A 22,866-nucleotide genomic window follows, 5' to 3' on the forward strand; every position below is an offset into this window, starting at 1 on the left:
TGCCGCCGGTGCCGGCGCCCCCTGGTCTTCCACCCTATTGAGATCAGTTCGTCAGCTGCTGGTTGATCACCAGTTCAACCGGCTGGCTCTCGCCATCCAGCACGTCAACCGGAGCATCCAGACGACCTTGCCAGTCACCGGGTTGTGGCATGGCACTGCCGGAGCGGCTCAGACGGGCAACCACCATAACCTGCTCAGCACTGGAGATGGTCGCATCCGGTGACATGGCGCTGCTGTCATCCAGACGGATCTCGGCCGGCAATGCGCCAGCGGTTAACCGCTTGATCGCCAGTGGCGGACCACCGGCACCGTCAACACGCCGGGCAAACACAAACAATGTGGTGTCGTCCGGCACTTGTTGCGCAAACGTATCCGCCAGCGATACCCGAACCGTCACTGACGGTCCTGCTGCCGAGTCCGCCACCTGCGGCGCCGGCGGCTCTTCACCAAGACGATTATAGGCCTCGCGAATACCGCCCTGAATGGACTCAAGCTGGGGATGATTCGGCGCAACCGTCACGATGCGCTGCCAGTAGTCGATAGCCTCGCGGTATTTCTGCTGGCTGAACGCGTGAATACCCAGCAAGCCAAGGGAGTTCACTTCATCCGGATTCAGGGCCCGGGCGGCTTCGATGGTGCCGGTGACCTGCTCGGTCATGGCTCCCTGGCTATCAAAGAACAACGCTTGTGCCGCCAGCCCCAAGGCAACTGAACGAGAATTATCGTCTTCAGCCACGTTATCGGCCAGGTTGCGAAACGCCCAGGCGGCATCCTCGTATCGTTCCAGGCGCATGTAACTCTGTCCCAGCATCGCCCACCCATCCGGATTGTCCGGACTGGCTTCCAGTTTGGCCCGGAGCTGTTCAATCAGCCCGGCCATCTGTTCATGGCGGGCACTGTCATCGGCCCCGAGTTCCTGCATGGCAATGAACTGTTCCACCTCGTCCATCGCCCCCCACTCCTGGTAGAGCAGATAGGATGCTGCCGGCACCAGCGCAACGGCCACCAGCGCGACCGCAATGGCACTCTTTCGGCCACTGACCACCGGGCGAGTCGTGGCGTCTTCCGGAATGTCCTCCAGCATGGTGCCGGCGAGTTCTTCCCGAAGCTGACGGTAGCCTTCGTCGTCCAGGTTTCCGGCCTCGTATTCCACGTCCAGCTCCTGCAGACGTCCCTGATAGGCCATCAGGTTTTGCTGCTTGATATCCCCGCTGTCCTTGCCCTTCGGGCGATGGAACAACACCGGATACAGGACAAAGGCCAGCGCCAGGATGATGAGGATGGAGGCGGCAATCCAGAAGGTTTGAGTCATGGAGTTTTCATCACAGATTCAGTATTGGGTACAACGAACAGGGCTGGAATCAGGCGTTCCGATTCTGTTCCAGCTCTGCCAGAATTTTTTCAGCCCTGGCTTTTTCTTCGGCCGACATGGGTTCCTCCTTGCCCGCATTCCTGCGGGAGCGGATCACCACACCGGCAACCACCAGCAGGCCGCCCAGAACGGCCACGGCCGGGGTGGCCCAGAGCAGGATGGTGCGCTGATCAACTTCAGGCTTGTAGCGAACAAACTCGCCAAATCGGGCCACCAGCGCATCGACGATTTCCTGATCGGAAGCACCGTCGCTCATCATCCGGTAAACCTCGGCCCGCATGTCTTTGGAAATGGGTGCGTTGGAATCCGCAATATTCTGGTTCTGGCACTTGGGGCAACGGAGTTCCGAGGTCAGATCCTGGAACCGCTGCTCCTCCTGCTGGGATTCAAACTGGTAGACGTCCGCATTCGCGGCCGCAGGACCGGCCAGCACCATCAGCAAAAACGAGAGGAAAACATGGCGCATTACCCGTTCCCCCTGGCTTCGTTGATCACCGGCAGCAGTACGTCTTTCCAGACGTTCTGGTCAACAACGCCCACATGACGGTAGCGAACAACCCCGGCTGCATCGATAACGAAGGTTTCCGGTGCACCGTAAACGCCGAGGTCAAAACCCAGGGTGCCCTTGGGGTCATAGATGCTGGCGCTGTAGGGGTCGCCCAACCGCTCCAGCCAGGCCAGCGCCTCGGTGCGGGTGTCCTTGTAGTTAAGGCCAATGATGGAGACACCTTTTTCCCGGGCCAGCCAGATCAGGTCGTCATGTTCATCGCGACAGGCCGGGCACCAGGTGCCCCACACATTCAACAGCTGAACCTTGCCTTTGAAAAGCGACTCGTCGAGCTGCTGCTGCGAATCGTGCAGATCCTGCAGGGCAAAGGTCGGTACCGGTTTTCCAACCAGGGCAGATTCAAGCTTGGTGGGATCCTTGCCAATGCCGGCAAAAAGAACCACACCAAGCACCAGCGCGATCAGCAAAGGCAGAAACAGCAAAAACCGCCTCATGAATAGACTCCTGCGGGCTTGTCAGAATCGGGTGCTGGCTTGCCAGACTCCTTGGTTGCGGCCGCCTTGTGGCGCAGTCGGTACCGGCGATCAGAAATGGCCAGGAAGCCGCCAGCCGCCATAAAAATAGAGCCAAGCCACAACCAGCGGACCAGCGGCTTGTACTGGAGACGGATGGCCCAGGCCTGATCGGAGATGCGCTCGCCAATGGCCACGAATATATCCCGGAACAGACCCGCGTCGATATCGGCCTCAGTCATCACACTCATTCCAACCGAATATTGGCGCTTTTCCGGATACAGAGTGGCTACCCGTTCACCGTCCAGTATCACATCAAACCCGGCGTACTGGGCAGTGAAGTTCGGTCCCTGCCGTTCTCCCACATCCCGGAACACAAACTGATAATCCCCGACGGATGCCACATCCCCGGGCACCATCCGTACATCCCGGGCGATGCCGTAGTTGGACACAATGGTTGCACCGGCCATGGTGATGGCCAGACCAAGGTGGCCGAGAATCATGCCGTAATAGCTGCGGGACTGACGCTTCAGACCATGAAGCCGGCCTTTGCGGGACGAGGATTTATCCCACAGATCCCAGAACGTCGCCAGGGCCACCCAGGTGGAGGTAAACACGCCCACGAAGGCCCAGGGCTTGAAACCGCCATAGGCCATCAGCGTTGCTGCCGTCACCAGCACGCTCACGCTCAGTGGCCAGAGCAGCTTGCGCCCCAGCCAACCGCCATCCGTTCTTTTCCACCGAGAAAATACTCCGGCACCCAGAAGCAAGCCTGCAGCCACCGCCAGCGGGCTGAAGGTGAGATTGAAGAACGGTTCGCCGATGGACAGCTTGCCCAGTTCCAGGTAATCGAGCACCAGCGGATACAGGGTTCCGATCGCCACCAGCAGGGTGGCGGAAACCAGCAACACGTTGTTGAGTAGCAGGAAGACCTCCCGGGACAAGCCGCCGTATCGGGCACGCACGTGAACTACCGGGGCCCGGAAGGCATAGAGCGTCAGACTGGCAATGACGGTAATGGCCAGCAAACCGAGCAGGAAAACGCCCCGCTCCGGGTCCGACGCAAAGGCATGAACGGATGTCAGAACACCGGAGCGGACCAGGAAGGTGCCCAGCAGGCTCAGGGAGAAGGTGACGATGGCCAGCAGAACCGTCCAGCTCTTGAACACACCCCGCTTCTCGGTCACCGCCAGGGAGTGCATCAGTGCTGTGCCTGACAGCCAGGGCAAAAGCGAGGCATTCTCCACCGGATCCCAGAACCACCAGCCACCCCAGCCAAGCTCGTAGTATGCCCACCAGCTTCCAAGCGCGATCCCGATCGACAGGAAGGCCCAGGCGACGGTCGTCCAGGGTCGGGACCAGCGCGCCCAGGCAGCATCCAGCCGACCGTTGATCAAAGCGGCGATGGCAAAGGCAAAGGCGACGGAAAAGCCCACATACCCCATGTAGAGCATGGGCGGGTGAATAATCAGGCCAACGTCCTGCAGCAATGGGTTCAGGTCGGCGCCATCGGCAGGCACATTCGGCAGGATACGGTCAAATGGATTGGACGTGATGATGATGAACAGCAGAAAACCAACGGTGATCATCCCCAGAACCGACAGCACCTGGGAGATCATCACCGGCGGCAAGCGGCGGCTGAAGATAGCGACCGCCAGGGTCCAGCCCGCCAGCATCAGTATCCACAGCAGCAACGACCCTTCGTGACCACCCCAGACCGCACTGAACTTGAAGTACCAGGGCAGCAGGCTGTTGCTGTTATTGGCCACGTAGGCGACCGAGAAGTCATCCGTCAGGAAGGCGTAGGTGAGCACCGCGAAGGCCAGGCCGACAAACACAAACACACCGGACGCCAGCGGCCGGGCGAACGCCTGAAGGGTATCCCGTCCGGTGACGGCACCTACCAGAGGCACGACTGACAGAAGCCCTGCCAGCAACAGTGACAGAATCAGTGCGAGCTGTCCGAGTTCCGGGTACATCAGTGCCCTCCAGTCAGGGTAAATACATTAAATCAGTAAGTTGTGGCCGAGCCTTCCGGTCCGGTATTGGTGGCGGATTTGCCGGCCTTTTTTAAAGCCTCAGCCACTTCCGGCGGCATGTAGTTCTCATCGTGCTTGGCGAGCACCTGGTCCGCCACGAAACGACCGTTTCCGTCCAGCCGGCCCATGGCAACCACGCCCTGCCCCTCGGCGAACAGATCCGGCAAAATGCCTTCGTACTCAACTGGCACGGAAGCGTTGAAGTCGGTTACCCGAAACATCACTTTGAGGGTTTCGGTATCACGCTCGACAGAACCCTCCTCGACCATACCACCGGCACGTATACGAACGTCCACCGGTGCTTCACCCGCCGCAATCTGGGACGGATCGTAGAACAGGTTGATGTTCTGGCGCAGGGCGTAGGTGATCAGCCCCACCGCAATGGACAGTCCTGCCAACAGGAACAGAACGATGGTCAGCCTTTTTTTACGAATCGGATGCATTAACTACCTGCTCATTGCTCTTGGGAAATATTGACGCGCGAAAACGTCGCGGCGGGCTTATGATCCCGGGTTTGCTTGCCGCCCTCTGATTCATAGGACCGACGACAGGATTGGATCACCGTATTGTGCTTACGGACAGACAACACCACCAGGGACACCATCACCAGAAGAAACACACCATAGCAGGTCCAGACATAGGGCCCGTGCCCCTCCATGTGAATCAGGGCTGTCAGCGAATCAAACGCCATGTCATGCCCTCCCCGCGCTGATGTATTCGCGAACCCAGCGGGTACGCTGTTCCCGCACCAGAATCTCAGTTTTCATACGTAAACAGGCCAGCCAGCCAAACAACAGGTACAGCCCCAGGACGGACAGCAACAGGGGCACCCACATTTCCGCCGGCATGGACGGCTTTTCCGTCAATTTGAAGGTGGCCGGCTGATGCAGGGTATTCCACCACTCCACGGAGTATTTGATGATAGGGATATTCACCACCCCGACCAGAACCAGCACCGCGACCGCACGGGCTGCCGATTTTTCGTCGCTGATCGACCGGTCCAGAGCGATGACTCCGCCATACAGGAACAGCAGGATCAGCATGGAGGTCAGTCTGGCGTCCCAGATCCACCAGGTACCCCAGGTCGGCTTGCCCCAGACCGCCCCGGTAAACAGGGCAAGGAAGGTCAGCAGCAGGCCCACCGGCGCCACTGCCTTGACAAAGACATCCGCCAGTTTCATACGCCACACCAGTGTGACCACCGCCGCCACCGCCATCATGATGTAGACGGACTGGGCGAGGAATGCCGACGGCACGTGGATAAAAATGATCCGGTAACTGTTGCCCTGCAGGTAATCCTTGGGCGCAAAGAACAAGCCCCAGACCAGTCCCGCAGCTAACAACAGCAACGCTGCAGCCAGCAACCACGGCATCAGACGGTTGGCGATACCGAAAAACCATTTGGGCGAGCCCAGCTTATGGAAAAACTGCCACATCAGATGGATACCCTGTTACTCATAAACGTTTTACCTATGCGTTCGACAAGCTGATTCTAAGAGCCGCCGACGCAGCGAACGGCGCCAATGTCAGTGCCAACACCAGGAAAGCCCCCAGCAGCGCCAGATATCCGCCCACGGCAGCCCCGTCCGCGGCAGCCGCAACTGTGCCGGTACCGAATATAAGCACTGGAATGTACAGCGGAATAATCAGCAGGGACAAGAGCACCCCCGCCGAACGCAAACCAAGCGTCAACGCCGCACCGATAGACCCGATCAGACTAAGTACCGGGGTTCCCACCAGCAGCGTCAGACACAACACCCAGATGGTGCTCCCCTCCAGGTGCACCATCACGCCCAGAACCGGTGCCAGCAGCACCAGCGGCAGCCCGGTGAGCACCCAATGCGCCAGGGTTTTCGCCAGTACCAGCAAAAACAGAGGCTGTGGTTGCAGCACGAGTTGCTCCAGGGTGCCATCGTCAAAATCGTGCCGGAATAAATGATCAAGAGACAACAGTACCGACAACAGAGCCGCCACCCAGAGAATACCTGCACCAGCTTCCCTGAGGAAGGCAACCTCCGGGCTTACGCCCAGTGGAAACAGGGTGACCACCATAACGAAGAACAGCAACGGATTCAGAAGATCCTGACGCTGCCGGAAAGCCACACGCAAATCACGGGCAAACACCGCTTTCATGGCCGAAGCACCGCTGACCAGTTCGCTCTGTGGCCGGATGACCGGACGAACCTCTGCATTCATCAGGCTGCCCCTCCCAAACGGATGCTCTGCAGACCCGGAAGTTCAAGGTGATGGTGCGTGGTCACCACCACGGCTCCGCCTTCCTTCGCCCGCTGTGCCAGCAGCGACTCGATGGCGTTCACGCCATCGGCGTCAATGGCGGTAAACACTTCATCCAGCAGCCAGAGCGGTTCGTCTGCGATGAGCAGCCTGGCCAGAGCAACGCGGCGCTGCTGCCCGGCCGAGAGCTTGCGGCAAGGGACATCTTCGTAGCCATGCAGACCGGTGCCAGCCAGGGCCTGACGCAAGACATCGTCCGGCAGCGGGCGGCGCCCGGCGGTCAGGGCACGCAGGTTTTCCAGTGGCGACAGTAACCCTTTGATGCCGGGCCGGTGACCCAGATACAGCATGTTCCGGTGGTAGTCTTCCCGGCAGTGGTTGCGTGATTGCCCGCGCCAAAGCAGGTCACCGGACCACGCATCATTCAGGCCGGCCAGAATTCTCAGCAAGGTGGTTTTTCCCGAGCCGTTGTCACCCTCGACACGGGTTACGGTCCCGGGCAGTATGGAAAAGGACAAGTCACGGAACAGCGTCCGCTCATCTCTTTCACACTGCAGATTGACAGCCTGTAGTAACGGCTCAGACATCAGGGCCCCGTAGACAAAACGATGCGCGGACAGGTGGCATCGGATTCATTCAAGGCTGACACACCATGGGTGCAGCCCTTATTCACAGCATTATTTGCCGGCGCGGCGTATTATAACGAAACCGCATGCGTATTACCCATGCTCACTACAAATCGACAACAATGCCCCCCCTGCCCAGCGCGCTTTCATGTCGTTGGGGCAAAATCCCTTCATGCGGCCGACCAGGGTTCACCAGTGACGACCGAGAAAAATGAGACACTGCCGATGCGGTGCAGGTAACGGCAGTAACTCGAAGGGTCTTTATCGACTTACCCGTCCTCCGGTTGCCTGAATCAAATCAGGCTTCTATTAACCGTTCAACGAAAAACTCACAGTGCCCACGTGGCTCGGAGGGAAGTGGCCATTTGTCGACTTTGTCGGCGAGGGCCTTGATCGCAATGGCGGCTTTCGATCTTGGGTAAGCATCCAGAACCGCACGCTGACGCTGAACAGCCTTTCTGACAGCCTCATCGAAAGGCACCATGCCGACATATTCCAGAGCCACATCCAGAAAACGCTCAGTTACACGGCTGAGTTTCTCGTATAAGTGACGACCTTCCTCTTCGCTACGAACCTGATTGGCGAGAATACGGAAACGGTTGGTTCCGCATTCGCGATTCATCAGCTTGATCAGCGCATAGGCATCGGTGATTGAGGCTGGCTCGTCACAAACCACAAAGAGGAGTTCCTGGGAGGCCCGCATGAAGCTGACGACTAAATCAGATATGCCGGCGGCGACATCAACAATAAGTACATCAAGGTCGTCGGCCAGCTCACTAAACGCCTTGATCAGGCCTACATGCTCCATCGCTGGAAGCTGAGCCATTCGTTGATTACCGGAGGCGGCGGGAACAACCCGCACGCCCCAGGGGCCCTCGACCAGAATCTCTTTCAGCTCACACTCGCCGGAAAGCACATCAGCCAGGTTTCGGTTCGCGGTAATTCCCAGCAAAACATCGACGTTAGCCAACCCCAGGTCGGCATCCAGAATCGCTACCCGACGCCCTTTCTGTGAAAGCGCAATACCCAGATTGACGGAAATGTTGCTTTTTCCCACCCCGCCTTTTCCGCCAGACACCGCAATTACCTGAACCGGTTTAGCTTTATTCATGTTCGCCATTGTCTCTCGCCAGTTAATACAAGACCGTTTTTAATAGACGACCACTAACCTGACCGCATCGCTCAAATCAGCGTTTTTTTAACGTAAAGGCACAAAACACCGGATTTCTGAGAAAAACGCTTCGCCCACACCCTGCTGGTTTCGTCACTTTATCAGCCGCGTTAGAAGGAGCGCTCATAGGGGACGCAGATTGCCCCACCAGGGGCAAGCCAACAGCCGCCAGCCGACCACTCCCCCCCTTGAAAGTCTTAGCCAGTGCAGACCAGGACTTCACGTCATCAGCAGCCTCGCGTGAATTCCTCAACCATACTTCAAGCCCATGGCTCACGCCAGACTGGCGGAGGGCAAGATCCGTACCAGTCCTTACGCTAAATAGATCACTTGCACCGGGATGCCGCCTGACTCAACAGGCCAGATACGGTATCCTTGCGCGGTTCCATAGCGCTGCTAAATCATCACAGAAAAACCCACAGATAGGTGATCCCATGCCAATCCACGAGGTTAAACACCCCCTGATCCAACACAAGCTGGGCCTGATGCGCCGGGCTGACATCAGCACCAAGAATTTTCGTGAACTGGCACAGGAAGTCGGTGCCCTGCTCACCTACGAAGCCACCAAGGACTTCAGCCTGCAGGAATACACCATTGACGGCTGGGCCGGACCGGTTCAGGTAGAACAGATTCAGGGCAAGAAGATCACCATCGTACCGATCCTTCGTGCAGGCCTTGGCATGCTGGACGGCGTTCTGAGCCTGATCCCGGTTGCCCGCGTGAGCGTGGTCGGCCAGATCCGCGACGAGGAAACCCTGGAAGCCAGCACCTACCTGGAAAAGCTGGTGGGCGAACTTGACCAGCGTATGGCCCTGATCGTTGATCCGATGCTGGCTACCGGTGGCTCCCTGATTTCCACCATCGACCTGCTCAAGAAAGCCGGCAGCACCGAAATCCGGGCGCTGGTACTGGTGGCTGCACCGGAAGGTGTCGAGAAAGTGCTGGAAGCTCATCCGGACGTGTCCATTTACACCGCCTCGGTGGATGAACGCCTGAATGAAAAAGGCTATATCCTGCCCGGCCTCGGTGACGCCGGCGACAAAATCTTCGGAACCAAGCAAAAGGACGTATAACGAATGCAAGACCACAGTCACGACCCGACTTGGAAACAGGCCCTCGCCGGCTCCCAGATGCTTCTGGTGGCCTTCGGCGCACTGGTGCTGATGCCTCTGATCACTGGCATGGACCCGAGCGTTGCCCTGTTTACCGCCGGCCTCGGCACCATCATTTTCCATATTGTCACCGGTGGCCAGATCCCGATTTTCCTGGCCTCTTCCTTTGCCTTCATCGCCCCGATCATTGCCTCAAAGGGCAAGTTCGGCATGGAAGAAACCCTCGGTGGCCTGATGGCCGCGGGCATCCTGTACATCGCGCTCAGCGCCCTGGTACGCATGCGCGGCACGGGGTTTGTGCGTTCACTTCTGCCACCGGTGGTCATCGGCCCCGTCATCATGACCATCGGCCTGGGCTTGGCACCGGTTGCCGTGCACATGGCCTCGGGCCGTACCGGTGACGGGTCGGCCGAGCTGGTGCCCTACGACACCGCCATCTGGATTGCCATGACTTCCCTGGCCGTCACCATCATTATGTCCATCTGGGCCAAGGGCATTTTCCGCCTGATCCCGATCATGTTCGGTGTGGTTGTCGGTTACATCCTTTCCGCCTTCGCCGGTATCGTGGACACCACTCCAGTGCAGGAAGCCGCCTGGCTGGCAGTACCAAACTTTGTCAGCCCCGCATTCAGCTGGGGCGCGATTCTGTTCATGATCCCGGTCGCCATTGCACCGGCCATCGAGCACATCGGCGACGTGCTGGCCATTGGCAATGTGACTCGCAAAAACTACCTGGAAAAGCCGGGCCTCCATCGCACCCTGCTGGGTGACGGACTGGCCACCAGCGCCGCCTCCATGCTCGGCGGGCCACCCAACACCACCTACTCCGAGGTGACTGGTGCGGTCATGCTGACCAAGAACTTCAACCCGAAGGTCATGTGGTGGGCGGCCCTGACGGCCATCATCCTGGCATTCGTGGGCAAGTTCGGCGCGGCCTTGCAGACCATTCCTGCTCCGGTTATGGGAGGCATCCTGTGCCTGCTGTTCGGCTCCATCGCAGTGGTTGGCCTGAACACCCTGATCCGCCATCAGGTAGACCTGTCACAGCCTCGCAACCTGGTGATTGTCGGTGTTACACTGGTGTTCGGTATTGGCGGCATGGTTCTGGGCCATCTGGAAGGTATTGCCCTCTGCGCTGTCGCAGCAATTATCCTCAACCTGGTTCTGCCGGGTCGCAGTGACGCGTGGGGTAAAGCCATCTATGAGCAAAACGCCAGCTGACAGCTCCGGCATCAGCTTTACGGCCTTGTATACCGGTGCCGTCTGGCACCGGTATGGCCTGTCCGACGACGCCCTGGCAACCCGCCAGGGCCAGTGGCTATACCATCTCCTGTCGCCCTTCGAGGCAGCCAGCAAGGCTGCAATCGGGGGCAACCTGCAAACCTTCCTGCTCCAGCGCCACCTGATCATCGATCACCTTATTGACCAGGCTGTTGAAAATAACGGCGTGGGTCAGGTGCTGGAAATCGCCTGCGGGATGTCCCCCCGCGGTATCCGGCTCCGCCAGCGCCACCCTCACCTGCACATGGTGGAAGCCGATCTGCCCGACATGGCCGCAAAAAAGGCGCTGCGCCTGATGGCCGCCGGTCGCCTTGGCGAGCATCATCAAGTAACGCCCATCGACATTCTGGCCGAGCACGGTGAATACACCCTGGAAGCGGTTCTACAACGGGTCTTTGACAATCGCGATCCGGTCATCGTCGTTACCGAAGGGCTGACCAGCTACTTTTCGCTCGAGGTGATCAGTGGCTTCTGGCAGCGCCTCTCCGACGCCCTGGCCCGGCGGCCAGGCTCGATCTATCTGTCTGAGAGTTATTACCAGCCCAAGCACGCCGCTCTGCGCGGCACCCTCAATACATTAGGCCGGGCATTGGGCGGCATCACCCGAAGCCAGGTGTCTTTCCACTTTGATTCCGATGAGCAAGCCCGGGGTCACTTTCTGTCTTGCGGCTTCGGCGCGGCCACCATTCACGATCCCCGCGACTGGTACGCCAGGCTCCAGATTCCCCAAAGCCGTGGCGAACCTCTGATCAGATTGATTGAGGCCCGATAACAAACGCTGGCGCTCAGTTGTTAGCGACAAAAATTTCGAGCATACCCGACACTTCTCGAAACTCGGCTCCGATGGCGTCCACTGTGGCAGGCACATCATCAAGCCGCCGCTCCTTGCCGGCCTTTTCGACAATCTGGCACAGCGCGCCAAGCCGCGGAGCCCCCATATTGATGCAACTGCCCTTGAAGCTATGAGCCATCTGCGCCAGCGCTTCCGGGTCCTGACCTTCCAGCGCCTGCCGAAGGCCTTCAATCCGTTCGCGGGAGTCGTTCAGGAAAGTTTCGATCAGCACGCCAAACTCATCATCCATAACGTCCTGGAGCTCAGCCAAGGCTTCCTGATCAAGGTGCGGTGTTTCGTTCATAGCCAACCTCTGCCGGGAAACCGGTCAATGCCGGTCGTTTTTGTTGTGATCCAACGGAGCGTCGGAATAGTCCCAGTCGTAAACAATCTCAATCCGATTGCCCCGTCCATGAAAACTGAGGGATTCTGACAGCTGCCGTAACAGCATCAAACCACGGCCTGCGTAGCTGGTGCCTATCACCGGGTTATCCGACAGAGGACCAGCTGGTGTGTTTTTGGCTGTCGAAACCGGATGATTTTTGAAGTCGAAGCCAGAACCACTGTCTTCACATACTACACGTAGGCGCCCTCCGTAGGGTTTCATGGAGTGAGACAGACTAAAGCGTATGAAGTGCCCATCGACCCTACCCAAGCGAACCTGACGCTCCCGGTAGTACTTGCCAAATCCTTCGGGCGAATGCTTCCAGTCCGAGGGTAACTCGAGTATCCCGTGTTCCAGGGCGTTGTTATAGAGCTCCGCCAGCACGGTGTAGATCTCACCACTTCTGGAGCGAAGTCCCGGCACCTCCATGCAGATGTGCAAGAGCAGCGGCAAGGGATTGAAATCCCCCAGCGTCCTTTCACGAAGTTCGTATTCACAGTGCCACTCCGCTGGCCCCGGCAAGGTTGTCCGATCGGGCAACGGTGTTATGGCAGCGTCATCCACCATATCCACGCAAAATAAAGTAATGTCGTCACTGTCCTGATGGGATCCGGTAAACTCCCGCAAACTGCCAATGACCGCATCGAAGGGATGCAGCCCCTGCTTCCGGGTTTCCAGCGCCCGGGCCACCCCGGCATCGCCAAACACCTCGCCAGCACGGTTGCTGGATTCCAGAACACCATCGGTCATCAGCATCAGGCTGTCACCGGGTTCGGTCGTCACCCGCTCCAGGTCAGCATTGAACTGATCCGGCGACAGGATACCCAGTGGCAAGTGGCGGGACGGCAGGGCTACATTGTCCCCGTTGGCTCGAATGAGCTGCGCATCCGGAAGGCCACCGTTCCAGAACCATAACTGATTCTCGTGAAATACCGCCTCAATCATCGCACCGCAACAGAACATGCCTGTGGGGAGAATTTGCTTGAGCTTCCGGTTAATCTCCCGCAAGACATCTTTGGCACTGAACCCCTTGGCAGCCATCCCGTAGAAAATCTCGGCCAATGGCATGGCGCCAATCGCTGCCGGCAGCCCATGACCAGTAAAGTCGCCCACGAAAATCAGCATCCCCCCGGCTGGCCTGGGAGACGCAAAAAGGACATCACCATTGAAGACGCTCAGGGGCGAGGCCAGATAACGAATATTAAACGCGTCCAGGCACCCGGTGTGAGCCACGTTATCAAACACCCGCTTGGCAATTTCCTGCTCTCTGAGCAGTTGCTGATTCAGTTCACGGATGTGGTCCCTTTGACCCGAAAGAGTGTCGTGCATGCGCCGCATACGATTGAAGGCATTGATCTTGGCCTCAAGCAGAACGCGATTGTAGGGCTTACTCAGGAAATCATCGCCCCCGGCATCGAGGCATCGGGCCAAATCTCCGGCTTCCGACAACGACGTCAGGAAAATCAGGGGCACCAGGCGCTCCCCGGCGAGGGCTTTGATCCGACGCGCCGCTTCCATGCCGTCCATCACCGGCATCAGGGCATCCAACAAGACGATGTCGGGCTGCGCTTCTTCAAACAGGCGCACCGCCTCCTCACCGTCACGAGCATCAAACACGTCGTGACCCAGGCGCTTCACCAGGGTTTTAAGAATCAGCCGGTCAGAATCGCTGTCGTCCGCAATCAGTATTCTAAGCGGCCGCTGGTCGGCAATGGATGGGTCCACTCAGCCTCCGGCGGTTCACCCCTTAGCGGATGGCGAACAACTGCTCAAAATTGGAAATCGCCAGAATTCGACGAACGTCACTGTTGCAGTTCTCGATGGAAATGCGTGCGCTGTCACCGCCAGCGTAGTCTCGCAGGAGCAGGAGCATGCCCAGGGCCGAACTGTCCAGGTAGGTGGTTTCTGACAAATCTATGACGTAATACTCGACTGGGTTGTCGGAATGCTCGTAAGCATCTCGAAACGCTTGGTGTGTACTGAAATCAAAGCGCCCTTCGACGCTGATAACCAACGTCTGGCTGTCCTCCAGATGACGCGTCTCAATCGGCATTCCCAACCTCCATGAACTTCTTGTGCAGCAAACACATAACCTGTGGGCACCCCTTTCAGGACTAAGAATAGTCCAAGCCAATCGAATTGCATGCAAGGGCTATTACATCGCAGAAAAATTTAACGCCATGGGATCGGAAAGAGTCAACCAGCCCCAGCCTTAGAGAAACAAAATGGCAAAAAAAAGGCACCCACCAGGGTGCCGAACAACGAAGGAGCCGTGATTTAAGAGACTTTCGGGTGCCAGTTCAGATGTAAACAGCACCCCCGGTCTGCTTCAAAAATTCTGGAGATCGCCGTCAGGAGAAAAATTGCTGTCTATCGAGTCTCGCCGTATAGCACATTCGCACAGGCATTAAACTCCTTTTCGCCTGTAGTGCGAATGTTAACATTTTGAGTATCTACGAAAGACTGACCGCACTGGATCATCAGATTCTAAAAAGGGACAAAACCGTCTCAACGACAACCGGCGCTTGTACAGACGGCTACGGCGAACCTTCAGGACTCTTCGCCCGCTTCTTCCCGCAAGCCGTATTTACGAATCTTCTCGACCAGAGTAGTACGCCGGATACGCAGTTTTTCAGCAGCCCGGGCGACCACACCATTAGCCTCATTTAACGCCTGCTCGATCAGCCGCTTTTCAAGATTGGATAGATAATCCTTAAGGTCGATACCATTGACAGGCAATAAAGCCGGGGCATCCAACCCCATCAAACCGGGAACACCTGACGGCATGCTGTCGTGCTCGACAACACGGTTTTCATCGAAGTCATCTACATAGCGGAACTTCTTGGGCAGCTCCTGCACACCAACCACACCGTAAGGGAACATGATCGCCAGGCGCTCCATAAGGCTGGCCAACTCGCGAACGTTACCCGGCCAGTTGTGACTACACAGGCTCATCAGGGCCGCCGAATTAAGCCGTATCGATCCCCTCTTTTCTCTTTCCATCCGCGCGATCAATTCGTTAATCAGAAGCGGGATGTCCTCAGAGCGATCGCGAAGTGCCGGCATTTCGATCGGAAAAACGTTCAGTCGGTAGTATAGGTCTTCGCGAAACTCGCCCTTTTCGACCAACTCTTCCAGCGATTTGTGGGTCGCTGCAATAACGCGGACATTGGCATTCTGGGCGTGATTGCTGCCGATTCGTTCAAAAGAACGCTCCTGAAGCACTCGCAATATCTTACCTTGAGTGCTCAACGGCATATCGCTGATTTCATCGAGGAAAATAGTGCCGCCCTCAGCCAACTGAAAACGACCGACCCATTCGGTTATCGCACCCGTTACCGCTCCCTTTTCGCACCCAAACAACTCACTTTCCAGCAATTCCGCAGGGATTGCTCCGCAGTTGACCGGCACAAAGGGCTTTTCGCGACGCTCGGAATGGTAATGCAGGTTGCGCGCAACCACTTCCTTACCGGTACCGGACTCACCTGTAATAAGAACGCTCACGTCCTTGTCCGCCACCTGCTGCATCAACTGGCGAACCTGCTGAATCTTGCGTGATGTACCGACCAGGCTGCGGAACAATTGAAGATTGCGCTGCTGGCCCCGCTCCCGGGACTGAACCTGAAACTGATCGCGGTAGACCTGGGACCGATAGAGAGAGTCCACAAACTTGGTATAGTTCAGCGGCCATTCGAGCCGGGCAATAATGCGGGAGCGGCTGTCGTCTGGCAGCCCCTCCAGTACCGGATCGCCAATCAGCAGAATGGGAACGCCCTTGGCAGCCTGACAGAACGAATCGATGACCTCTTCGGCATTGGGATCCTGGCCATCAATCAGCGCGACACCAATGTCCGACAAACGCTCGGAGTCCCGGGAATTCAGCAAGTTTTTTGCCTCGTCCCCATGCACGACAGGCTCTTCGCCCATGAACTCCAGAATGGTGACTATATCCCGGCGTTTCGACTCATCGTCACTCAGCACCAGTACTTTATTGTTCTCGGACATCACAACCAATCTCTTGAAGTGAGTGATCGGTATTTATGACGCAAACCCTCTAAAGAGTCAATTTTATGACGCTATTTAAGACAGACTGATGAAATATTCTGATACGCCCTGGCAACATCGCGGTTTCGATTGACGGAATTCAACGCATCTTGTGTCTCTTTTCTGGCTCTCTGGGCACTTTCCTCAATGGCACCAACCAACTGCTGAAGTTCCTCCAGGCGCAATTGAACATCTGCAACGCTCAGTGCCCCGGACTCCATGGCCGTCATCATCGGACCCACTGACGGTTTGATATCAGCGTTCAGTGTACCCAACCGTTCCCAGTTTCCCTCACCCAGCGCTCCTGACAAATCTGCCAACAAACGGTCCACGGTATCCAGCAATTCTTGCGGGGATAACATACATATTCTCCTGTCTGAATCGGGCATTTAGGGAGCCGACAAAGGCGATGACGAATAAAAAGGGCCGGACAAGCCGGCCCCTCTCACTTTGCCCGAATCACCGGCGTGCGTCCCGCCGTGCTGCCGAGGCGGTAAACTCGCTGCTCCGGAATCCGGGGCTGAAGTCGTAGGGCTTGTAACCATCGTCCAAGCCATCAACATAGTAACGCTCGGCCTTCAGGTCATAGGTCATTTCCATGGTGGTCCAGAACACCGGCTCACTGTAGAAACTGATGTTGTGAGCCTCGGACACCCGCCACAAATTACCGTCTTCGTCGTACTCCTCGGACGCCAGGATCTGCCAGCTATCCTCATCGATATAGAACACACGACGATCGTAAATGTGGCTGATTCCAACCCGTCGCCTGGCTTCGACCACCCACACCCGGTGCAGCTCGTAACGGGCCAGCGACTGATTGATGTGGCGCGGACGAATCACATCATCCGGACGGACTTCTTCATCGTGCAGCATGTAGGCGTTGTACGGTACGTACAGCTCGCGCTTGCCCTTGAGCTCCCACTCGTACTGGTTCGGTGCCCCATTGTACATGTCCTTCTGGTCCACCGAGCGGAGTGAAGAGGAATTCGGCAGGTCTGTCTCGTAGGCCAGATTCGGCGAACGACGCAGACGACGGGAACCGCTGTCATAGCGCCATGCCAGGCGGGGAGAACGAATCTGGTCGAGGGTTTCGTGTACCAGCGTGATCGTGCCTGCCAGTGTAGCCGGTGAAACCGTATTGGTTTTCAGATAGAAGATCTTGTTGTCGATTTCCTCAAGCTTCGCGCCCTTCTTGCTGTAGGCGATAAAGTACTGGTAGTCGTTCACGACCGGGTTATACGAACCATCCCGCTGAGGCGTTGCAGAGGCACTTCGGAACTCAATTTCGGTGCCACGGTACCGCAGGATATGATTCCAGATGGCCTCCAGACCATTCTTGGGGATCGGGAAGGGGCTGGTCATGATCGCATCGCGCACGCCGTTGCCGTTATCGAGCAATTCGGCCGACAGTGCGTTCTCTTTCAGCTTTTCATAAACATGCTGGGGATAGGCTGCGGTTCGACGGCTTTCATAAACCGGAAGAAAAAAGTCCGGCCCATACTGGTCAAGCATTTTCAGATGACCCTCTGACAGCTTGTCCTTGTACAGATGAGCATTAGCCTTGGTAATAATGAACAGCGGCTCATCGTCGGGAAAGGGATTGGTCTCGATGTCCCCTTTTTTCCAGGAAGCCGGGGGTGTGTTCAGACCACCTGTCCACTCTGGAATCGTTCCGGAGGCGTTTGCCGCCCGTTCCGCACCGACGGGAGTCAACTCACCGCCCAGCTTTGCAGCTTCTTCCGGTGCGACCTTCGCCAGCGCCATTCCGGACAAACCAAGCAAAGCTACCGTAATACCGGCAACAATAGGATTCCGCATTCCTTACACCTCCAGAAAAAACATGCATTCCCGATTAAGCCATTGGCCCACCGTCGGGTATCAGCACAAGAATCAGCCGCTTTTGGGCAGCATCTTTGTGCCAAATTCAAACGGTCGTTTCAAGCGATTGTTTGTAGATTCTTGTGAAACAACAACAGGACATACCGATGCAGAAATTTACGCGGAAAAATGTTAATATTGGCGGCTTACTTTCGATTTGAACCGTTCTTCAGCTGCGGGATTCTCCATGGCGTCACCCTGGTACTCACTGGTTTCGCAAAAACTTTTTTTGGCCAGCTGCTTGCTGGACCAGATCACCACTCGGGTCGACGGTGAAGAGGCAGACCGTACGACGGACACGGAACGGACACTGAAGAGCGAGGCCGCCAGGCAAGGGGCGGTAGAACTGATGCTCCGGGCAAGACAACTGTTACTGACCATGATAGCCCGGCATCATCAGTTCCGAAACGAACAGCCCGCCAGCCTTGAAGAGCTGGCAACGCTGGTTGGAGAACATTCGTACGAGGCAATAAAACTTCTGGAACTCAGCCGCACTTCAGGCAGTTGGTGGCAACATCTGAATCAACTCGAACGAGCCCAGAGCAATCCACCCGTGAGCCGCAAGACGGTCAGTTCAGACAACATTATCGCCATTTCTGCGGAAACCGGCCCAGACCGATCCGAAGGTGCCCTGAAGAAATCCCTGGGCGCACTGAAGCAATTTGCCGACGATCTGGAAGAGCAGCACAGCGAGTGGTAGCTCAGCGCTCAACCCGATCCATCAACATAAAGGTTTAGGATATGTCACCCTCATTTTTTGAAATCGTTCAATTGAGCAACGGCGATTACGCACTGCGCCGCATTGATGATGAGAGTGCGCCGCTGGTAAAAATCTCCTTTTCGGAGGAAGCTCGCGAGATGATGGCAGACAAGGATATGAATGTGGCGAAAGCCATGATTGCCGCGGGCATTGAGGCCGTGGGCAGCGTTGCCCATGACATTGACTGGGAAGAAGACGACCAGGAAACCGCCGAGATAGCGCCCTCCTACACGCTGCACTGATCCCAGTACCGCCTTACATCAGGCCTGACCGAATCACCGGGGTAATCCATTGCGGGGCATTCCGCCCCGCACCGTCCTTATCAGCGCTGACGAAGCACAACCCCGTGACTATTGCCTCGCGCCGAAGCTTCCTGAAGCTCACGAAATGCAGACTTACTCAGCTTCTGCGTCCACATCACGACCGCGTGGCAGGTACCTGCACTCAAAGCACGCTCGGCCAATTCTTGCGCGGAGTATTCCGGCGTGGAACGCAGCACCAGCAACTGGCCTGTAACGATCCCGTGCATTTTTTGCCACTTGCTCACCAGAGCTTGGGGTGGGTCAATCCACGCAAGCCAGCGTTTTTCCTGATTGAGCTGGGTCAGCATCGGTAGCAGCAACTGGAAGTTTTCAACCTGCTCCTGAGGCATGATGATCTCGGTCACATTGCCAACACTGGGAGCCGTCCGGGACTCTGACTTGGGACGCGTACTGATGATCGCCCGCTTTTCGGTTCCAACAGATGAGGATAGCGGATAGGGCATCGCGCCCTGATGAAAAGCGGTGTTCTGACTGAAGCTCAATTGTTCCATAACCTAGCTGCTCCCAGACTGTCCGGATTACCTGACCTGATTAGTGGAGATCCGACCGGCGGATAACTCCAACCCCCAGACCTTCGATAAACAAATGCTCCTCGGCGAGATCCACCTCGATGGGGTCGAACTCTTCGTTCTCCGCAATCAGGAAGACCTTGCTGCCTTCTTTGCGGTAACGCTTGACGGTTACCTCGTCCTCGCCAACCCGTGCCACGACAACCTGACCATTGTGGACATCCTGTGTGCGATGGACCGCCAGCAAGTCGCCATCCAGAATACCGATGTCTTTCATACTCATTCCGCGCACCCGCAGCAGGTAATCGGCCGAGGGGGAGAAAAATTCCGGCTGCAGGGTGACATGATCCTCAATGTGCTCCTGCGCCAGAATCGGGCTACCAGCAGCAACCTGACCAATGACCGGCAAGCCCAGATCTTCCTCCGCTTCCGGCAAACGGATGCCCCGGCTTGCGCCAGGCACCATCTCGATGGCGCCTTTACGGGCCAGCGCACGAAGATGCTCTTCGGCGGCATTTGCGGAACGGAAACCAAGTTCCGCGGCAATTTCCGCGCGGGTAGGCGGATAACCGGTCTCATCCAGATACCGTCGGATGATATCCAGCACCTGAGATTGCCTTGCGGTCAGTTTCATGGGAGCTCTCCGTCAACTCATTTCCGAGACAGCCCTTGCATTTAAGCGCTCTGGGCATGCCCTGTTTTTATATACAGTAAACAAACTATATACAGTGTTTTATCCAGTGTAAAGCCCACTATGAATTTCTGGTGCAGACCGGCGGGCAGCGACGAGGATTGTGATAAGGTTCTGGAAAGGCAGTCGTTAAGGACACTGAGCGTTATGGATAATCGCACCCCATGCCAAATGCCGGACATCATGCGCACCAGCGATAAAAAGGAACGCCGCGTTGGTGTTGAACTTGAATTGTCCGGACTCAGCTACGATCAGCTTGTGTTTAACGTGTCCGATTTCCTGGGCGCCAAACCCCGGCTTGAATCCCGCTATGTCACCAAGATCGATTCCGAGTTTGGCGAATATACGGTGGAGCTGGATTCGGAACTGGTGAAAGATCTCGACTTGAGCGATTCCCAGCTTCCCGATTCCATCAGGGAACTCGGTGGCCAGGCGCTGGAAGTAATCGATGCGGCAGCCGAGCGGATTGTGCCCCTTGAGATCATCACCCCCCCCCTGCCATTCAGCGAAGTAGGACAAATCGAAGCACTGGTCAGCGCACTGAGACAACAGGGGGCACTCGGCAGCCGGGAGTCGATTTATTACGCCTTCGGTTTGCAGCTGAATCCGGAATTGCCCGATTTGGAACCTGCTACCCTGGTTCGCTACCTTCAGGCCTTCGCCGCCCTGTACGATTGGCTCAAGTCACGCCATCAGCTGGATATCAGCCGCAAGATGACCACGTATATCGAGCCCTGGAGCAGTCGCTTCACCGACCGGCTGATGACGGACGATTACGCACCGGATCAGTCTGAGCTGATGCTCGACTACCTTGAATCCAACCCGACCCGCAACCGCGCCCTGGACCTGCTTCCCTTGTTTGCCTACCTGGACCACTCGCTGCTGAACGAGTACGTCCAGGACACGCGGATCAAGAGCCGCCCTACCCTGCACTACCGGTTACCCGATTGCGACATCGCCAACCCAAACTGGCAGTTCTCCGACGTCTGGAACGACTGGGTCGTCCTCGAGCAGATTGCCAACAACGCAGAGCAGCTGGCCGAACTCCGCTCGCGGTTTCGCGAGGCCCACAAACTCAGCCTGCGCAATCTCACCCAAAGCTGGCTGGACAGCTCCACCCATTGGCTGCAGAGTCTGGGGTATGCGTGATCCTTCAATTCCTGAAATTGAGCTGCCGGGACTGACCATCGGGATCAGCGGTCCCTCCCGGCGTGGCACCGCCCACCGGCTGATCAGCATGGGGCTCAGACTGTACGGAGCACACACCCACTATATTCGCCCCGGGTCCCACACCAATGTGGAACTGCTGGATGGGCTGGTGCTTTCCGGCGGCACCCACGTTCATCCGGAGCGCTACGGGCAAAAGCCCGAGGTTTCCGCGCGTTATGACCAGCGACGGGACGCCACTGACTACCGCCTGCTGGAGCAGGCGGAACGCACAGGCATACCGGTCCTCGGCATCTGCAGGGGCGCCCAGTTCATCAATGTTTTCCACGGTGGTTCGCTGTGCCAGAACGTCACTCCGATTCGGGTCCATACCCGGCACCGCCCCCTTCTCTTGCCCATGCAGACGGTGCGACTGGTGAAGGACAGCCGACTGGCGAAAGCCATGCAGGGCCTCACCATAGGCGCCAATCGCATTCACAGTCAGGCCATCAAGCGGTTGGGGCAAAACCTCCGGGTCGTTGCCGTGGATAACGACCTGTTCGTGCAGGCCATCGAGAACCAGAGCGGACAATGGATGCTCGGGCTGCAATGGCATCCGGAATATCTGCTATACCATGGGGGACATCGCCAGATCTTCCGGCAGTTCGTCCATGCCGCCCTGAATTTCAAGAGGGGCCGGTTAGAGCCGGATTCCGATTCATCCTTTTTTGAACAAGCTCCAGGGAGGAGTGACCCATGAATACTGGAAGCCGACTTGCACAGATTGGTCTGCCCCTTGCGCTTCTGCCCGTCATCGCCATGGCTGGTGAAGTGTCACTGAGTGGCGAAGGCAGTGTGCGTTATCAGCCAGACAGCGTGCGCCTGTATTTCACCGCGACAGTCGAGAACGAAGTGCCCCAGCAGGCGACCGAAGCAGTGGCATCCATGATGGCCCAATGGCGGGAAGCCATCGAAGATTACGAAGATGAGCTGGATGAATACACGGATGCCAACGTGCACCTGTATTCCCGAACCCTGCCCCCGGCTCAACCGGGGAGCGAGCCAACCCAAAAGGCGGTCGCGTCCCAAACTGTGACCTTCCAGCTTGATGACCTGACCCTGCTCAATCCGATCCTGGAACAGGCCCAGGCCATCGGTATGCGCTACAGCCTTGGGCCCGGCCAGTTTTTCCATTCAAACGAGAAGGAACTGAAGCAGGAAGCACTGGCTCTGGCCATTGCCGATGCCAGGGCGCGGTGTGAGTTCGTCGCGGATCAACTGGACCAGTCCTGCGGTGATGTCATCAGCATGCAGGTAGATGGCGGAATGCCACCAATGCCCCGAATGATGGCCGAAGCCCGTACGGCAGCTGACCCGGTCCAGAGTGTTGGCACACGGGAAGTGACGGCTTCGGTCACCGCGACCTTCGAGCTGGATTGACG

The 22,866-nt window shown here is 57.2% G+C and carries 26 protein-coding genes; 8 read left to right on the top strand and 18 right to left on the bottom strand.

Features of this window, described 5'->3' with window-relative positions:
* Window positions 1-43: 43 nt before the first annotated feature.
* The 10 genes from ccmI to K8I84_RS06155 all read right to left on the bottom strand — a co-directional run bounded on the left by ccmI (window position 44) and on the right by K8I84_RS06155 (window position 8,403).
* Window positions 44-1,312: a c-type cytochrome biogenesis protein CcmI gene (gene ccmI / locus K8I84_RS06110; RefSeq protein ID WP_223793855.1), complete on the bottom strand. Its 1,269-nt coding sequence runs from the start codon at window positions 1,310-1,312 to the stop codon at window positions 44-46.
* A gap of 49 nt (window positions 1,313-1,361) precedes the next feature.
* A complete protein-coding gene (locus tag K8I84_RS06115) occupies window positions 1,362-1,838 on the bottom strand; it encodes a cytochrome c-type biogenesis protein (RefSeq protein ID WP_223793856.1) in 477 nt (158 codons plus the stop codon).
* Window positions 1,838-2,374 (bottom strand): DsbE family thiol:disulfide interchange protein, encoded by a 537-nt coding sequence (locus K8I84_RS06120; protein ID WP_223793857.1) that lies wholly within the window; start codon window positions 2,372-2,374, stop codon window positions 1,838-1,840. Before K8I84_RS06120 ends, K8I84_RS06115 begins: the two co-directional genes overlap by 1 nt.
* The gene (locus tag K8I84_RS06125; protein ID WP_223793858.1) at window positions 2,371-4,371 is read right to left on the bottom strand and encodes a heme lyase CcmF/NrfE family subunit; all 2,001 of its coding nucleotides are present in this window, start codon (window positions 4,369-4,371) and stop codon (window positions 2,371-2,373) included. The genes K8I84_RS06120 and K8I84_RS06125 overlap by 4 nt, the downstream gene beginning before the upstream one ends.
* 32 nt (window positions 4,372-4,403) lie before the next feature.
* A complete protein-coding gene (gene ccmE, locus K8I84_RS06130) occupies window positions 4,404-4,874 on the bottom strand; it encodes a cytochrome c maturation protein CcmE (protein ID WP_223793859.1) in 471 nt (156 codons plus the stop codon).
* Between the two features lie 11 nt (window positions 4,875-4,885).
* Window positions 4,886-5,122 (bottom strand): heme exporter protein CcmD, encoded by a 237-nt coding sequence (gene ccmD, locus K8I84_RS06135; RefSeq protein ID WP_223793860.1) that lies wholly within the window; start codon window positions 5,120-5,122, stop codon window positions 4,886-4,888.
* Window position 5,123: 1 nt separating this feature from the next.
* Window positions 5,124-5,867, bottom strand: a complete 744-nt coding sequence (gene ccmC, locus K8I84_RS06140; protein ID WP_223793861.1) for a heme ABC transporter permease CcmC — start codon at window positions 5,865-5,867, stop codon at window positions 5,124-5,126.
* 34 nt (window positions 5,868-5,901) lie between these two features.
* Window positions 5,902-6,627: a heme exporter protein CcmB gene (gene ccmB, locus K8I84_RS06145; RefSeq protein ID WP_223793862.1), complete on the bottom strand. Its 726-nt coding sequence runs from the start codon at window positions 6,625-6,627 to the stop codon at window positions 5,902-5,904.
* Window positions 6,627-7,253, bottom strand: coding sequence for a cytochrome c biogenesis heme-transporting ATPase CcmA (ccmA, locus tag K8I84_RS06150; RefSeq protein ID WP_223793863.1), 627 nt, complete (start codon window positions 7,251-7,253; stop codon window positions 6,627-6,629). The genes ccmB and ccmA overlap by 1 nt, the downstream gene beginning before the upstream one ends.
* A gap of 337 nt (window positions 7,254-7,590) precedes the next feature.
* Window positions 7,591-8,403: a MinD/ParA family protein gene (locus tag K8I84_RS06155; protein WP_223793864.1), complete on the bottom strand. Its 813-nt coding sequence runs from the start codon at window positions 8,401-8,403 to the stop codon at window positions 7,591-7,593.
* Between the two features lie 494 nt (window positions 8,404-8,897).
* Between K8I84_RS06155 and upp the strand changes: the two genes are divergently transcribed.
* Genes upp through K8I84_RS06170 form a run of 3 tightly spaced genes read left to right on the top strand, consistent with a single transcriptional unit; the run spans window position 8,898 to window position 11,628 of the window.
* A complete protein-coding gene (gene upp / locus K8I84_RS06160; RefSeq protein ID WP_223793865.1) occupies window positions 8,898-9,536 on the top strand; it encodes a uracil phosphoribosyltransferase in 639 nt (212 codons plus the stop codon).
* A 3-nt stretch (window positions 9,537-9,539) separates the two neighbouring features.
* Entirely contained in the window at window positions 9,540-10,796 is a 1,257-nt protein-coding gene (locus K8I84_RS06165) for a uracil-xanthine permease family protein (protein WP_223793866.1), read from the top strand.
* The gene (locus K8I84_RS06170) at window positions 10,777-11,628 is read left to right on the top strand and encodes a class I SAM-dependent methyltransferase (RefSeq protein WP_223793867.1); all 852 of its coding nucleotides are present in this window, start codon (window positions 10,777-10,779) and stop codon (window positions 11,626-11,628) included. The genes K8I84_RS06165 and K8I84_RS06170 overlap by 20 nt, the downstream gene beginning before the upstream one ends.
* Window positions 11,629-11,641: 13 nt before the next feature.
* Here the strand turns inward: K8I84_RS06170 and K8I84_RS06175 are convergent, their stop codons facing one another.
* The 6 genes from K8I84_RS06175 to K8I84_RS06200 all read right to left on the bottom strand — a co-directional run bounded on the left by K8I84_RS06175 (window position 11,642) and on the right by K8I84_RS06200 (window position 17,935).
* A complete protein-coding gene (locus K8I84_RS06175) occupies window positions 11,642-11,992 on the bottom strand; it encodes an Hpt domain-containing protein (protein ID WP_223793868.1) in 351 nt (116 codons plus the stop codon).
* 24 nt (window positions 11,993-12,016) lie between these two features.
* Window positions 12,017-13,798 carry a SpoIIE family protein phosphatase gene (locus K8I84_RS06180; RefSeq protein WP_223793869.1) on the bottom strand — a complete coding sequence of 594 codons (1,782 nt, stop codon included), beginning with the start codon at window positions 13,796-13,798 and terminating at the stop codon, window positions 12,017-12,019.
* A 22-nt stretch (window positions 13,799-13,820) separates the two neighbouring features.
* Window positions 13,821-14,126 (bottom strand): STAS domain-containing protein, encoded by a 306-nt coding sequence (locus K8I84_RS06185; RefSeq protein ID WP_223793870.1) that lies wholly within the window; start codon window positions 14,124-14,126, stop codon window positions 13,821-13,823.
* A 497-nt stretch (window positions 14,127-14,623) separates the two neighbouring features.
* Window positions 14,624-16,078 (bottom strand): sigma-54 dependent transcriptional regulator, encoded by a 1,455-nt coding sequence (locus K8I84_RS06190; RefSeq protein ID WP_223793871.1) that lies wholly within the window; start codon window positions 16,076-16,078, stop codon window positions 14,624-14,626.
* A gap of 71 nt (window positions 16,079-16,149) precedes the next feature.
* Window positions 16,150-16,479, bottom strand: coding sequence for an SOS cell division inhibitor (locus tag K8I84_RS06195; protein ID WP_223793872.1), 330 nt, complete (start codon window positions 16,477-16,479; stop codon window positions 16,150-16,152).
* 97 nt (window positions 16,480-16,576) lie between these two features.
* Window positions 16,577-17,935: a DUF1329 domain-containing protein gene (locus tag K8I84_RS06200; protein WP_223793873.1), complete on the bottom strand. Its 1,359-nt coding sequence runs from the start codon at window positions 17,933-17,935 to the stop codon at window positions 16,577-16,579.
* Between the two features lie 247 nt (window positions 17,936-18,182).
* On the opposite strand from K8I84_RS06200, the gene K8I84_RS06205 reads away from it, so the two are divergent.
* Both K8I84_RS06205 and K8I84_RS06210 read left to right on the top strand, forming a co-directional pair.
* On the top strand, window positions 18,183-18,695 hold the full coding sequence (locus K8I84_RS06205) for a DUF6586 family protein (RefSeq protein ID WP_223793874.1): 513 nt from the start codon (window positions 18,183-18,185) through the stop codon (window positions 18,693-18,695).
* Between the two features lie 41 nt (window positions 18,696-18,736).
* Complete coding sequence (locus tag K8I84_RS06210; RefSeq protein ID WP_223793875.1) at window positions 18,737-18,997, top strand: hypothetical protein; 261 nt, start codon at window positions 18,737-18,739, stop codon at window positions 18,995-18,997.
* Between the two features lie 80 nt (window positions 18,998-19,077).
* On the opposite strand, the gene K8I84_RS06215 is transcribed toward K8I84_RS06210, so the two are convergent.
* Together K8I84_RS06215 and lexA are read right to left on the bottom strand one after the other, a co-directional pair.
* Window positions 19,078-19,569 carry a cell division inhibitor SulA gene (locus K8I84_RS06215; RefSeq protein WP_223793876.1) on the bottom strand — a complete coding sequence of 164 codons (492 nt, stop codon included), beginning with the start codon at window positions 19,567-19,569 and terminating at the stop codon, window positions 19,078-19,080.
* Window positions 19,570-19,609: 40 nt separating this feature from the next.
* On the bottom strand, window positions 19,610-20,221 hold the full coding sequence (gene lexA, locus K8I84_RS06220) for a transcriptional repressor LexA (RefSeq protein WP_223793877.1): 612 nt from the start codon (window positions 20,219-20,221) through the stop codon (window positions 19,610-19,612).
* 204 nt (window positions 20,222-20,425) lie between these two features.
* Here lexA and K8I84_RS06225 point away from each other — a divergent pair, with 204 nt between their 5' ends.
* The 3 genes from K8I84_RS06225 to K8I84_RS06235 are packed head-to-tail and all read left to right on the top strand — an operon-like array spanning window position 20,426 to window position 22,864.
* A complete protein-coding gene (locus tag K8I84_RS06225; protein WP_223793878.1) occupies window positions 20,426-21,427 on the top strand; it encodes an amidoligase family protein in 1,002 nt (333 codons plus the stop codon).
* Window positions 21,420-22,184, top strand: coding sequence for a gamma-glutamyl-gamma-aminobutyrate hydrolase family protein (locus K8I84_RS06230; RefSeq protein WP_223793879.1), 765 nt, complete (start codon window positions 21,420-21,422; stop codon window positions 22,182-22,184). Before K8I84_RS06225 ends, K8I84_RS06230 begins: the two co-directional genes overlap by 8 nt.
* Window positions 22,181-22,864, top strand: a complete 684-nt coding sequence (locus K8I84_RS06235; RefSeq protein WP_223793880.1) for an SIMPL domain-containing protein — start codon at window positions 22,181-22,183, stop codon at window positions 22,862-22,864. Before K8I84_RS06230 ends, K8I84_RS06235 begins: the two co-directional genes overlap by 4 nt.
* Window positions 22,865-22,866: the final 2 nt, after the last annotated feature.

This window comes from Marinobacter sp. F4216 (assembly GCF_019931195.1).
Lineage (GTDB): Bacteria > Pseudomonadota > Gammaproteobacteria > Pseudomonadales > Oleiphilaceae > Marinobacter > Marinobacter suaedae.

What these genes read in the sequence shown, in the direction of transcription:
- ccmA (WP_223793863.1), bottom strand. Translation starts at nt 7,253, where the DNA reads ATGTCTGAGCCGTTACTACAGGCTGTCAATCTGCAGTGTGAAAGAGAT.
- K8I84_RS06185 (WP_223793870.1), bottom strand. Translation starts at nt 14,126, where the DNA reads ATGCCGATTGAGACGCGTCATCTGGAGGACAGCCAGACGTTGGTTATC.
- K8I84_RS06190 (WP_223793871.1), bottom strand. Translation starts at nt 16,078, where the DNA reads ATGTCCGAGAACAATAAAGTACTGGTGCTGAGTGACGATGAGTCGAAA.
- K8I84_RS06230 (WP_223793879.1), top strand. Translation starts at nt 21,420, where the DNA reads ATGCGTGATCCTTCAATTCCTGAAATTGAGCTGCCGGGACTGACCATC.
- K8I84_RS06125 (WP_223793858.1), bottom strand. Translation starts at nt 4,371, where the DNA reads ATGTACCCGGAACTCGGACAGCTCGCACTGATTCTGTCACTGTTGCTG.
- ccmE (WP_223793859.1), bottom strand. Translation starts at nt 4,874, where the DNA reads ATGCATCCGATTCGTAAAAAAAGGCTGACCATCGTTCTGTTCCTGTTG.
- ccmB (WP_223793862.1), bottom strand. Translation starts at nt 6,627, where the DNA reads ATGAATGCAGAGGTTCGTCCGGTCATCCGGCCACAGAGCGAACTGGTC.
- K8I84_RS06205 (WP_223793874.1), top strand. Translation starts at nt 18,183, where the DNA reads ATGGCGTCACCCTGGTACTCACTGGTTTCGCAAAAACTTTTTTTGGCC.
- K8I84_RS06235 (WP_223793880.1), top strand. Translation starts at nt 22,181, where the DNA reads ATGAATACTGGAAGCCGACTTGCACAGATTGGTCTGCCCCTTGCGCTT.
- ccmD (WP_223793860.1), bottom strand. Translation starts at nt 5,122, where the DNA reads ATGGCGTTTGATTCGCTGACAGCCCTGATTCACATGGAGGGGCACGGG.
- K8I84_RS06165 (WP_223793866.1), top strand. Translation starts at nt 9,540, where the DNA reads ATGCAAGACCACAGTCACGACCCGACTTGGAAACAGGCCCTCGCCGGC.
- K8I84_RS06215 (WP_223793876.1), bottom strand. Translation starts at nt 19,569, where the DNA reads ATGGAACAATTGAGCTTCAGTCAGAACACCGCTTTTCATCAGGGCGCG.
- K8I84_RS06155 (WP_223793864.1), bottom strand. Translation starts at nt 8,403, where the DNA reads ATGAATAAAGCTAAACCGGTTCAGGTAATTGCGGTGTCTGGCGGAAAA.
- K8I84_RS06120 (WP_223793857.1), bottom strand. Translation starts at nt 2,374, where the DNA reads ATGAGGCGGTTTTTGCTGTTTCTGCCTTTGCTGATCGCGCTGGTGCTT.
- K8I84_RS06175 (WP_223793868.1), bottom strand. Translation starts at nt 11,992, where the DNA reads ATGAACGAAACACCGCACCTTGATCAGGAAGCCTTGGCTGAGCTCCAG.
- K8I84_RS06200 (WP_223793873.1), bottom strand. Translation starts at nt 17,935, where the DNA reads ATGCGGAATCCTATTGTTGCCGGTATTACGGTAGCTTTGCTTGGTTTG.
- K8I84_RS06115 (WP_223793856.1), bottom strand. Translation starts at nt 1,838, where the DNA reads ATGCGCCATGTTTTCCTCTCGTTTTTGCTGATGGTGCTGGCCGGTCCT.
- K8I84_RS06225 (WP_223793878.1), top strand. Translation starts at nt 20,426, where the DNA reads ATGGATAATCGCACCCCATGCCAAATGCCGGACATCATGCGCACCAGC.
- upp (WP_223793865.1), top strand. Translation starts at nt 8,898, where the DNA reads ATGCCAATCCACGAGGTTAAACACCCCCTGATCCAACACAAGCTGGGC.
- K8I84_RS06210 (WP_223793875.1), top strand. Translation starts at nt 18,737, where the DNA reads ATGTCACCCTCATTTTTTGAAATCGTTCAATTGAGCAACGGCGATTAC.
- ccmI (WP_223793855.1), bottom strand. Translation starts at nt 1,312, where the DNA reads ATGACTCAAACCTTCTGGATTGCCGCCTCCATCCTCATCATCCTGGCG.
- lexA (WP_223793877.1), bottom strand. Translation starts at nt 20,221, where the DNA reads ATGAAACTGACCGCAAGGCAATCTCAGGTGCTGGATATCATCCGACGG.
- ccmC (WP_223793861.1), bottom strand. Translation starts at nt 5,867, where the DNA reads ATGTGGCAGTTTTTCCATAAGCTGGGCTCGCCCAAATGGTTTTTCGGT.
- K8I84_RS06170 (WP_223793867.1), top strand. Translation starts at nt 10,777, where the DNA reads ATGAGCAAAACGCCAGCTGACAGCTCCGGCATCAGCTTTACGGCCTTG.
- K8I84_RS06195 (WP_223793872.1), bottom strand. Translation starts at nt 16,479, where the DNA reads ATGTTATCCCCGCAAGAATTGCTGGATACCGTGGACCGTTTGTTGGCA.